The 11,830-nt window shown below is 46.5% G+C and carries 10 protein-coding genes; 1 reads left to right on the top strand and 9 read right to left on the bottom strand.

Annotated features, from left to right (window positions below):
* Positions 1-84: 84 nt before the first annotated feature.
* From dppE to proG, 6 genes are all read right to left on the bottom strand, one after another.
* The gene (gene dppE, locus ABZM97_RS07155) at positions 85-1,734 is read right to left on the bottom strand and encodes a dipeptide ABC transporter substrate-binding protein DppE (RefSeq protein ID WP_253269032.1); all 1,650 of its coding nucleotides are present in this window, start codon (positions 1,732-1,734) and stop codon (positions 85-87) included.
* A 2-nt stretch (positions 1,735-1,736) separates the two neighbouring features.
* On the bottom strand, positions 1,737-2,744 hold the full coding sequence (gene dppD, locus ABZM97_RS07150; protein WP_087990922.1) for a dipeptide ABC transporter ATP-binding subunit DppD: 1,008 nt from the start codon (positions 2,742-2,744) through the stop codon (positions 1,737-1,739).
* 4 nt (positions 2,745-2,748) lie between these two features.
* A complete protein-coding gene (gene dppC / locus ABZM97_RS07145; protein ID WP_087990921.1) occupies positions 2,749-3,711 on the bottom strand; it encodes a dipeptide ABC transporter permease DppC in 963 nt (320 codons plus the stop codon).
* Between the two features lie 5 nt (positions 3,712-3,716).
* Entirely contained in the window at positions 3,717-4,643 is a 927-nt protein-coding gene (gene dppB / locus ABZM97_RS07140) for a dipeptide ABC transporter permease DppB (protein WP_202328568.1), read from the bottom strand.
* A gap of 16 nt (positions 4,644-4,659) precedes the next feature.
* Positions 4,660-5,484, bottom strand: coding sequence for a D-aminopeptidase DppA (gene dppA / locus ABZM97_RS07135; RefSeq protein WP_253269031.1), 825 nt, complete (start codon positions 5,482-5,484; stop codon positions 4,660-4,662).
* 127 nt (positions 5,485-5,611) lie between these two features.
* Positions 5,612-6,430, bottom strand: a complete 819-nt coding sequence (gene proG / locus ABZM97_RS07130; protein WP_202328567.1) for a pyrroline-5-carboxylate reductase ProG — start codon at positions 6,428-6,430, stop codon at positions 5,612-5,614.
* A 170-nt stretch (positions 6,431-6,600) separates the two neighbouring features.
* Between proG and htrA the strand changes: the two genes are divergently transcribed.
* Positions 6,601-7,959 (top strand): serine protease HtrA, encoded by a 1,359-nt coding sequence (gene htrA / locus ABZM97_RS07125; protein ID WP_367387490.1) that lies wholly within the window; start codon positions 6,601-6,603, stop codon positions 7,957-7,959.
* Positions 7,960-8,450: 491 nt separating this feature from the next.
* Here htrA and ABZM97_RS07120 read toward each other — a convergent pair whose 3' ends face one another.
* From ABZM97_RS07120 to ABZM97_RS07110, 3 genes are read right to left on the bottom strand one after another with little or no spacing between them, the layout of a single operon-like run.
* On the bottom strand, positions 8,451-9,422 hold the full coding sequence (locus ABZM97_RS07120; RefSeq protein ID WP_367387354.1) for a glycosyltransferase family 2 protein: 972 nt from the start codon (positions 9,420-9,422) through the stop codon (positions 8,451-8,453).
* 11 nt (positions 9,423-9,433) lie between these two features.
* Positions 9,434-11,638, bottom strand: coding sequence for a glycosyltransferase family 39 protein (locus tag ABZM97_RS07115; protein WP_367387353.1), 2,205 nt, complete (start codon positions 11,636-11,638; stop codon positions 9,434-9,436).
* Between the two features lie 7 nt (positions 11,639-11,645).
* Positions 11,646-11,792 (bottom strand): hypothetical protein, encoded by a 147-nt coding sequence (locus tag ABZM97_RS07110; protein WP_141113378.1) that lies wholly within the window; start codon positions 11,790-11,792, stop codon positions 11,646-11,648.
* Positions 11,793-11,830: the final 38 nt, after the last annotated feature.

The following is an 11,830-nucleotide window of genomic DNA, read 5'->3' as shown; positions in this document are numbered from 1 at the left end:
TCTGCACCCTACGTATACGTGCAAAAAAGAGAAAAAATACCGCTCCTTCGCTATAAAGAAGCAGTATTTTCCCAATCACCGGCGTTAGTTTTTATCAGCCCATTTTAAATCGATATAACCGACAGGATGCCGGACGATTCCCTTCACATGTTCGTTTTGCAGGTTGACCTGGTTGTAAAAATAAACCGGAATGATCGGCGCTTCATTGACCAGCAGCTTTTCAGCTTGATGCATAAGGGAGAAACGTGTTTTTTCATCGGCTTCATTTTTCGCCTGCTTGATCAGCTGATCGTATTCTTTATTGGCCCAGCCTGTGCGGTTCATCGAATTTCCTGTTTGGAAGGCTTCCAGAAAACTGATAGGGTCCGCGTAGTCAGGCAAAAATGAGCTTTGAGAGAATTGGAATTTGAGCGCTTTTTGATCCTCTAAAAATACGTTCCATTCCATATTGGCCAGCTTCACATCGACTCCAAGAGTATTTTTCAATTTTTGCTGGATCGCCTCGGCAATCTTTTTATGCTCTGGCTTTGTGCTGTAAGTAAGAGTAATCGCAGGAAGATTATCATAGTTTTCTTCCTTCATGCCCTTTTCCAGCAGCTGTTTCGCTTTGCTTTCATTTGGCGTGACCAGGTCTCCGCCCGCTTCACGGAAATCTTTGCCGTCAGGCTGCGTAAATCCGGGCGATACAAAGGCACGCGCCGGTTTTTCATTGTTTTTCGTGACGTACTTGACAATTTCCTTTTGATCCACAGCCATTGCAAAGGCTTTTCTGATGTTTTTATTTTGGAACGGCTCCATGTTCACATTAAACCGGTAGAAATATAGGCCCGCTTGGTCAACAATGCTGACATTATCCTGATCAAGCAGCTGATCACTTAATTCAGCAGGGACATAAGCGGTATCCAGTTCCCCAGACTGAAACATCTGGTAATCTGTATTTCTGTCACTGACCATCGCCCATTTCACCTTATCAAGCTTCACGGTATCTTGATCCCAATACGTGTCGCTTTTCTCCATTGTGATGCTGTCATCATGCTTCCATTCCGCCAGCTTAAACGGACCGTTCCCGACAAATGTATCCGCCTCAGCAAACCACTTTGGATTTTCTTTATCGACCTTTTCGTTTACCGGAAAATACGCCGGATTGGACACGACGCTTAGAAAATATTTTTGCGGTGCTTCAAGCGTTACTTCAAGGGTTCGATCATCCTTTGCCGTCACCTTCACATCGTCTTTTTTCCCTTTTCCGCTGTTATACGCTTCGCCGCCTTCAATAAAATAGCCGAGAAACGCAGATGAAGCGCCTTTTTTCGGATCAAGCATCCGTTTCCACGCGTATTCAAAGTCTCCGGCAGTTACCGGATCTCCGTTTGTCCATTTCGCATTTTCCCGAATCGTAAATGTATAGGTTTTTTTATCTTTTGATACAGACCACTTTTCCGCCATTGCCGGTTCAGGCTCATTCTCTTTGCCAAGACGCGTCAGCCCCTCCATGATGTTATTTAACGGCTGCCACGACACATTATTAAAACCGATCGGCGGATCGAACGAAGTCGGTTCATTTTCGTTATTTAAATACAGCACTTTTTCTCCGCTTGTTTTTGCCTTATCATTTCCGCTTTCTTTTCCAGCCTTTTCGTTTGCTGTACATCCCATCAGCGCAAATGAAAGCCCTAATGCAATACCCATCCCCCATAGCTTTTTCACTCGTTTCATCCTCTTCCCCCTTTTCATGATCAATCCTTCGCATCTCCGGACAGCACCGCATGCTCAGCCCGTTGATCCTGCAGCCAGCAGTTGACGGTGTGCGTGTCAGATCTGATGGTCTTTCCCGGGTATACCCTGTCACACACGATCATCCTGTTCGGACAGCGTGCGGCAAACGGGCAGCCTGGCGGAGGTGAAAATAAATCCGGCGGCGTTCCGTCGATCGGAATCAGCTCCGCGCCCTCCATATCCAGCCGCGGGACAGAGCTCAGCAACCCTTTTGTATAAGGGTGCTGCGGCTGATAAAAAATATCTTTTCTCGTGCCGATCTCCGCCATTTTCCCGGCATACATAACTGCGACTCTATCAGCAACCTGGGCAACGATCCCTAAATCGTGTGTAATCAGAATGACAGACACATTCGTTTTTCTCTGAATCTCTTTAAACAGCTCCAATATTTGTGCCTGAATGGTCACGTCAAGAGCGGTCGTCGGTTCATCTGCGATTAAAATATCAGGCTCGCAAATCAGCGCCATTGCAATGACAATCCGCTGTCTCATGCCGCCGCTGAATTGGTGGGGATACTGCTTCAGACGCTCTTCCGGATCGGGAATGCCGACCAATGACAGCATCGAAAGCACCTCTTTCCTCACCGCCTTTTTGTTCATTTTTTTGTGGCGCAGGAGCGCTTCCCCCAGCTGGTCTCCGACAGTCAGTGTCGGGTTTAACGCCGTCATCGGGTCTTGAAAAATCATAGAAATGTCGGCTCCCCTTATGCTTCTCATTTCTTTGTCAGAGAGATGGCAAAGGTCTTTGTTTTTAAATAGAATGCTGCCGTCTGTCACCTTTGCCGAATAGGGCGGAAGCAGACCCATGATGCTTTGGGAGGTAACGCTTTTGCCGCAGCCGGATTCGCCGACGATTGCAAAGGTTTCACCTTGATACAAATCAAAGCTCACCCCTCTGACCGCCTGAACCGTCCCGCCGTAAGTCGTAAAAGAAACGTGCAGATTTTTGACTGACAGAACTTTTTCCATACAGCTACCTCCTCAGCTTAGGGTCGAGCGCATCCTGCAATCCGTCTCCCAGCACATTAAACGCATACATCGTCAATGAAATGAAAAAGGCCGGAAAAAACAGGCGCCACCAATGCCCGGACAAAATCGCAGGCAGACCGTCATTCGCCATCACACCCCAGCTGGCAAACGGGGCCTGTATGCCGAGGCCGAGAAAGCTTAAAAAGGATTCCGCGAATATGGCGGCAGGTACGGTTAATGTCATTTGTACGATAATCGCTCCCATTGTATTCGGCAGCAGATTCTTCCGGATGATACGAAAGGTTTTCGCGCCAAAGGTTTTCGAGGCGAGTACATATTCATAATGTTTAATTTGAAGCACCTGGCCTCTAACAATTCTCGCCATGCCGACCCATCCGGTTACAGTCAGCGCCACAATAATGGTGCCCAGCCCCGGCCCCATCAGCACCATCAGCAAAATGACAACAAGCAGATACGGCAGCCCGTACAGCACTTCGATAACCCGCATCATGATACCGTCAGTTCTGCCGCCTTTATAACCGGCAACGCCTCCGTAAATGACACCGATCACAAAATCAATCAGCGCTGCCATCACGCCGACAAATAGCGAAATCCTCGCTCCATACCATGTTCGGGTAAACACATCCCGGCCGAGCTCATCGGTCCCGAACCAATGGTCGGCTGAAGGCGGACGATTTTGTTCGGTCAGCGATTGGCGCGCGACACTATGAGGTGATAAAAAAGGTCCGATAACAGCCATGACAAAAAGAAATAAAAGAATAAAGAGTCCCGCCATCGCTAATTTATTTTTCTTCAGCCTCCTCCAAGCATCCTGCGTGTATGACAAACTCGGTCGCTTGACCGAATCGGCTTCTCGATTTTTTTCTTGATTCGAGACAAACCACTCATCCGGCACCTGAATATGCTGCTCTGGCTGGCGTTCATCTGTTTGTACAGGGAGATTCACACGCTTCACCCTTTCTTATGCAGTTTAATGCGCGGGTCTAAGAGACCGTAGGCCAAGTCGACCAAAAACAGCATGATGATCAGAATGACACTGTAAAAAACGGTCGTTCCCATAATCACGGGATAGTCCCTCTGATTAATGCTTTCAACAAAATATTTTCCCATTCCGGGAATGGCAAAGATTTTTTCAATAACAAAGCTTCCAGTTAAAATACTGGCGACGAGTGTGCCCAGAACGGTAACGACGGGCATGAGTGCATTTCTGAGTGCGTGTTTTACGATAATTTTGAACGGAGAAAGACCTTTTGCTTTTGCTGTGCGGATATAATCCTGTGTCAGGACTTCGACCATGCTTGACCGTGTCAGCCTGGCAATGATCGCCATTGGCCCTACCGCAAGCGCTGCGGTCGGAAGCACCATATGGATCGGGCTCGTCCATGTGGCAGCGGGAAATAGGTTGAGATTGACGGCAAACTGCTGAATAAGCAATGTTGCCAGAATAAAATTCGGGATGGAGATGCCGAGCACCGCTAGACTCATCGCGGCGTAGTCCAAAAAGCCATTGCGGCGGAGCGCAGCGATTACGCCCAGCACGAGCCCGGAGATCACAGCAATGACAATCGCTGTCAATCCAAGCTCAAAGGAAACGGGAAATCCGCGTTCCAGCATATCATTGACGCTGTCTGACGGTTTTTTAATTGAAGGTCCGAAATCGAATGTAATGATGGATTTTAGGTAGATGATGTATTGGAAAATGAGAGGATCGTCTAAGTGATAGTAGGCTTCGAGATTTTTTTGAACGACTTCATTTGTGCCTCTTTCCTCGTTAAAAGGAGATCCGGGAATGACCTTCATGAGAACAAAAGTCAGGGTGGTAATCACCAAAATCGTAGCTGCCATTGCCCAAAAACGCTTCATCATGTATCGCACCAAAGCCTAAAACACCCCTTTAGCAGAATGATGTCCGCATCGCAAGCTCAGTCATGACAAGCATCGCCTGATAGGCTTCAAGCATGTCCTTCGCCTGAAATTGAACGGTTGTGGTACCCGGCTTCATTTCAGTTCCCGGCATCAGATTTGCCCATTCAGCCTGCCCGTAATTGGCGAATTCAATGCTCAAAACGGGTCTGTCAGGCGGTGTGAGCGGTTTGACTTTATCTTTGTTTTTCAGGGCAAATGCGGTTTTTTCTGTCAGCAGCCGGCCGGCTTTCGCAGGGGACAAGCACTTCACTGCTGATCTTGAAATGGTTTGTTTGACAGCGGCTGTCGTGACATTCGGTATGAGCTCTTCCGCTTCTTTTGCGGCACGGTCATCACCGGCTACCATTAACACCGGGACATCATAATAACCGGCAACATATGCATTTAACCCAAGCTCACCGACAGGCCGATCGTTTATGTAAAAATGCCGGACGCCAAAAATCATGCTGTGTGACATCACACCGGGAGTCGAAGCTCTCGCATGGTAACCGAGAAACAAAGCGCCTGTAAACGTATCATCCAGCCCCTCTACCATCGAAAATGGTTTGACGTCACCGGAAATCAAGTCGGCTTCAGGGTGAAGCTTTTCAACCATCAGATTATTCATCTTCGAATGGCTGTCATTGACCAGCACCTCGGTACACCCGCTGTTAAACGCTTCGGCAATACAGCAGTTTGCTTCTTCGGTCATGATGAGCCGCCCGCGTTCATAATTGCGCTTGCCGGAATCCACAAAGGTATCGTCCGGAAGACCCGAAATACCTTCCATATCTACTGACATGTACAGTTTCATAACACTCCTCCTTTTTACTAAATTATGAATATTCTAACAAATTATATTAAAAAAAGAGGAAAATTGCAATATAACTGGGGAAAATCACAACTTTTCATTGATAAAAAAAGAACCCTCTTTCAAGGATTCATGTCTGTTTCTCTGCCTGTTCTGTAAGCAGCTCATATTTTTTCAAGGTTTTATCAAACATCCGATCAAAAACGTCTGGCAAAGAGGCGCGGATCACCTCAGCTCCCTCTCCAGTAATTCCGCCTTTCGTTGCGACACGCCCCAGCGTTTCCTCGAAAGACATATTCTTTTCGATCAGCAGTTTGCCAGTACCGTATAGAGAATGAATCAGAAAATCAAAGGCTTCTTCTTTGGACAGGCTGCTGTTTCTCACCGCAGACAGCGCCAGTTCTTCGAAGACGGCAGCTATGAACCCGGGTGCCGAGCTCGTCAAATTGCTGGCGGCATCCAAATTTGATTCTTTGATTTCTCGTACACTGCTGAAAACCGATAACAATTCATTCAGACGTTCTTTTTTATCCGCTGTCAATGCCTCACTGTGAACGACAAGCGAGACGCCCGCTTCAGCTTCGGACGTTATGGCAGGAATGAAACGTGATATACCAGCCTCCGTTTCAGCCTCCAAAAGACGCAGCGGCACACCGGCGGCAATGGAAACGATATGCGTATTCCTGTTTACATACGGGTGCAGACGGCGCAGTGTTTCAATGACATGGAGCGGCGGGACACATATCAAAATCAAACCGCACGTTTCAGCCCAGTTCTCAAGCGAATCCGCCGATACATTTGGATAATCTGACATCAGCGCCTGAAGCCGCTCCCCTTTCGTTCTTGTTTCAATAAAGAGCTCATTCTCCTTGATTTGGCCATGCTTCAACAGCTGCCTGGCGATCATATCGGCCATGCTGCCATATCCAATCAATCCAATCTGTTCCATCGACTCAGTCCTTTCATATACAATAAAGAGTGTACCGTTTTCAGCCCTTTTTCACAATTTCCCATAATCTTTTCATTTTTATCCCACAGTTTTTGTTTATGATAAACTCAAGTCATAAACCTATCATAATGAAATAGATTTAGTGAAAATAGAGAAACGGAGTGAACATGATGAATAACTATCGTGACGAAAACAGAACGGAAGGAAATGAGAATGAGGTCTTTCTAGCGAAAGAAAACGATCAGAGCCCCTCCTACTCAGCCCGCAATGTGATTCATGACCAGGAGAAGAAAAAACGAGGGTTCGGATGGTTCAGACCGCTGCTCGGCGGCGTGATCGGCGGCAGTCTCGCTCTCGGCATTTACACGTTTACACCGCTAGGCGACCATGATTCTCAGGACACAGCAAAACAATCATCCAGCCAGCAGGAAACGCAATCTGTTACTGCGAAAAGCACGTCCTCTGAATCTAGCAAAAGCTCGTCAGACTCAAGCAGCTCATCTGCATTCAAGAGCGAGGATTCTTCTAAAATCTCAAATATGGTGGAAGACATTTCACCGGCGATTGTCGGTATTACAAATCTTCAGGCCCAGTCCAACAGCTCTTTGTTCGGCTCTGACTCATCCGGTTCCAGCGAAGGTACAGAAAGCGGATCGGGATCGGGTGTCATTTTCAAAAAAGAGAACGGCAAGGCTTATATCATTACGAATAACCACGTCGTAGAAGGGGCGTCTTCACTGAAGGTATCTTTATATGACGGCACTGAGGCGACAGCAAAGCTGGTAGGCAGTGATTCGTTAACAGATTTAGCGGTCCTTCAAATCAGTGATGACCACGTAACAAAAGTGGCGAGCTTCGGTGATTCATCTGATCTCAGAACAGGCGAGACCGTCATTGCGATTGGAGATCCGCTCGGAAAAGACCTGTCCCGCACAGTAACGCAAGGAATTGTAAGCGGTGTGGACCGAACGGTTTCAATGTCAACATCAGCCGGTCAAACCAGCATTAACGTGATTCAAACCGACGCAGCGATTAACCCAGGTAACAGCGGCGGTCCATTGTTAAGCACTTCCGGCAAAATCGTCGGCATTAACAGTATGAAAATCAGTGAAGATGATGTTGAGGGCATTGGATTTGCAATCCCAAGCAACGACGTAAAACCGATTGCTGAAGAATTGCTGTCTAAGGGGCAAATTGAACGTCCGTATATCGGTGTCAGTATGCTTGATTTAGAACAAGTACCGCAAAACTACCAAGAAGGCACACTCGGCCTGTTCGGAAGCCAGCTGAATAAGGGCGTATACATCCGTGAGGTCGCTTCAGGCTCTCCTGCTGAAAAGGCCGGATTGAAAGCGGAGGATATTATCATCAGCCTGAAGGGCAAAGAAATCAATACAGGCAGTGAACTGCGCAATATCTTATATAAAGACGCAAACATCGGTGATACCGTTGAAGTGAAAATCCTTAGAAACGGCAAAGAAATGACGAAAAAAATCAAACTCGACCAAAAAGAAGAAACAACTTCTTAAGAAATAGCGCCTCAGGCCGCAAAAGCGGTCTGGGGCTTTTTATTAGACAAAAGACCTATCCGCTCTATGAAACACTCTGCCTCAACATCTGACATGATACTAATCAGATGTTGAGGCATCATTTGAGAAAGCGGTATGAACATGAAAACCGTGGGATTGAGCATGATCTGGGCAGGGTCAAACTTTTCTGCGCTAAGCTTTCTCCTTTCTGAATCGACTGTCGTGGGGAATTACACTGGGTGCCAGTAGTCTATTACACATAACAAATACGGCTCTCATCATGCGTTTCTGTAAAGCCCTCCAATATATCAGCTGACACTCAGCAAAGCCGAGGACAACAGCTTTTAGGCTTTGCCGTTTATTATTGCAGCATGCTAAAACCGCAGTCCAAGTTCACAATCCCTTAGTCTCATAAAACGATCAGCGTCTGTTCCTTTGATCATCGCGCAGAACATAAAAAACCCCTGTCCATAAAGGATAGGGGTTTCAGGTTATGACATATGCTGGTCTCTATAGAGTCTTTTATTTTCAATTCCATATGATTTCTGCACGATGTAAAGCGGCCTGTCTTTGGCTTCATCGTAGATTCTGCCGATATATTCGCCGATCATCCCTAGAATCAGAAGGACGATGCCGCTGAACAGGAGCTGGATCACAATAAGGGATGACCAGCCCGTAATCGTGCTGTCTGTGAATAGCTTCAAGTACAGCACGATAAACATATACAGAAATCCCGCACCTGACATGAACATCCCCGCGTAGCTTGCCAGCTTCAGCGGTTTGTGTGAAAATGTCGTGATGCCATCCATTGAAAGCTTGAGCATTTTCTTCAGCGGGTACTTTGTTTCTCCGGCGAGCCTTTCATCACGTACGTACTCGACCGCTGTCTGTTTGAAGCCCACCCAGCTGACGAGCCCTCTGACAAAAGGATTTTTTTCTTTTAATCTCTTCATTTCATCACAGACTTTTCTGTCCATAAGGCGGAAATCCCCTGTATCAATCGGGATATCAATATCTGTCATGCTGCTGAGAAGACGGTAAAACATAGCCGCGGTTTGTTTTTTGAAAAAGGTTTCCCCTTTTCGTTTTGTCCGCACTGCGTACACAACCTCATAGCCTTCCTTCCACTTTTCAATCAAATCTAAAATCAACTCAGGAGGGTCCTGCAAATCGGCGTCAATGACGGCGATTGCATTCCCCTGTGCATAATCCATACCCGCTGTAATGGCGATTTGGTGCCCAAAGTTCCTTGAAAAATCAATGATTTTCACTCTCGGATCGATCAGGCTGTGCTCTCTTAAAATCTCAATACTGCGATCTTTGCTTCCATCATTGACAAAAAGCAGCTCGTAGTTTTCCTTCGTTTGATCCATGACCTCTTTTAAGCGCTGATAGGTTTCATGAATGACAAGCTCTTCGTTATACACAGGTACAACAACTGAATATTGAATATGTCTGCTCATGTTTTTTCCTCCTATTCATCAGCATTTAGTTCGTATAATGTAACTGACTGATTCATTCCGCCAGATCCGCCGCCCATTTGGCTGTTTTCGCCTGAAGACTCGCTGTTGCTTGATGTATCAGCTGAATCATTATTTTCTGTTTTCTGATCAGATGATGATTGTTGATCAGAACTTGATTGCCATTTAGATGAAGACACTTCTTTCCCGTTTTTCTCAACCCATTCAACAATGTCATTGTTTCCGCCTCTTCCCATTCCAGAAGCCAAGAAGTATTTCACTTTTCCTTCTTTTACTAGTTTTTTGAATTGAGTCAGTGTGATCGCCGGGTCAGAACCGCTGAATCCGCCAATAGCCATGACAGCTTTTTTCGTTTTAATAATATATGGCGCTGCTGTGTTCGAGTCTGTTGTGGCGAATAGATATTCAGCTTCGGAGTTATTCTCCTCTAGATATTTGATCAGTTTTTCATTTACAGTCGCATCTGACATACCCATGCCTTTTCCGCTGGCTGAAGCGAGCTGAGGCCCTGTTTCAGGCTGTGAGCTATTGCCTCCGTACAGAAGCGGTGTGCTTGCCCAATAAATCGGCATCACCAGCAATGCGAGAAGAGCTGCAAGTGATACATAATAACTGATCGGTTTTTGGCGCTGTTTGAACAGCAGCAGAGCAATCGCTGACAACGCGCCGATAATCCCTACGCCAATGCTCCAGCCTGCGCCGATTTGATCGTTGTAATTCCTGAGAATAAACAATTCAAACCCAGTTGTCGCAAGAATCGCTGCCGGCAGAAGCCATGATGTCCAGCCTGTCTGATTGCGGTACAGATGAACAAGGGCAACCCACCCCGCCCCGACAAGAGCCGCAATCGGCGGTGCCAGCATAATGAGATAATAATGATGGAAAAATTCTGCGACACTGAAGAATCCGGCAATCGGTACAAGCCATGCGACCCAGAACACCGTTTCCTTCTGCTCTGCAGATAATCTTCTTCTTTCTCTCGCGCCTGCGATCAGTAAACCTGCGATTCCAAAAATCGCAAATGGTATTAGCCAGCTGATTTGATCAGACAATTCTTGTTGGAAAAGCCGCAGCGGACCAGGTGTTCCCGTTCCGAACATTCCTGAACCTGATTGCATTTTCGAGCCGGTTCCTGTACCGCTTTTCCCTCCGTCTCCGCCGGGGCCGCCTTGGCCGCCATCTCCGCCGCTTGGAGGGCCTCCTTGACCGCCGCTCGGCATTTCTCCGCTGTTTGGCATTTGACCGTTGGATGGAGGTGCCACCATATTGCCATTTGATGATTTGTCATCACTTGATGAGCTGTTGCTTGATGACTGGTTAGGCGGCGCTTGAGTTTGTGATGAATTGTTATCAGAAGACGGCATTTCTTTTGAGGCGTCTCCGGTTGATCCGCTCTGTCCGCCGCCGGATTTTTGGCCTGTCAGCCGTTGAATCCCGTTATATCCGAAAGCCAATTCCAAAACAGAGTTGGTCTGGCTGCTTCCGATATAAGGCCGCTTGCTTGCAGGAATATTGTCAACAATGAGCGGCCATGATAACGAAACAGCTGCTAATACAGCTAACGCACTTACCAAGGAAATGATTTTTTTCTTGATTGTGGCGTTTGCCGCAATCAGATAGAACAATAAGAAAGCCGGTAAAATCATATAAGCTTGCAGCATTTTTGTATTGAAACCTACTCCAACGATGAAAAATGCTGCTAACAGCCAGATCAGCTTTCCTTTTCTGATCGCTTTAAAGAGGAGCCATGTGGCAAGCAATAAGAAAAATACCAGTAATGCATCGACATTGTTTGTTCGTGCTACAGCTACAGCAATCGGCGTACATGCCATAACAAATGAGGCAATGCGCGCCGCCGTTTTACCGAATGTCGGCTTAATCAGCAAGTACATCAGAAGGACTGAACCTACACCCGCCAATGCTTGAGGGAGAATAACGCTCCACCCGTGCATACCGAATATTAATGCGCTGATCGTTTGGATTTGGTATGTAACAGGCGGTTTATCAACTGTTATAAAGCCGGCAGCATCGAACGAAGCATAAAAGAAATGATGAAAGCTTTGCATCATACTTGTAACTGCCGCGGTGTAATAAGGATTCACCGTGTCGTCATTCCAAATGTTATAGATATTTAAAAATGCAGATGCGAGCAAAATGAGGATAAGGACGATATCCAGCTCGCGTTTTTTCTTTTCCACTTGTTTTTCACTCCTTTTCGTCTAACTTTGAAATAGTGTAACAAGCAAATATGAATAAACTATTAATAAACAAAGGCAATATTTTTGCCGAGGCCATTTCGTGCCAATCGTCCATATATACAACGGGTTTTAAGCCAATTCTCCCAACCGTCACCTGATATGTCCTGCCCAATGTTTATGCAGCCTTTATGA

The organism is Bacillus vallismortis (genome assembly GCF_040784915.1).
Classification (GTDB): domain Bacteria; phylum Bacillota; class Bacilli; order Bacillales; family Bacillaceae; genus Bacillus; species Bacillus subtilis_G.
The sequence above is the reverse complement of the archived record's forward strand: the minus strand, read 5'-3'. Positions and strand labels throughout refer to the sequence as shown.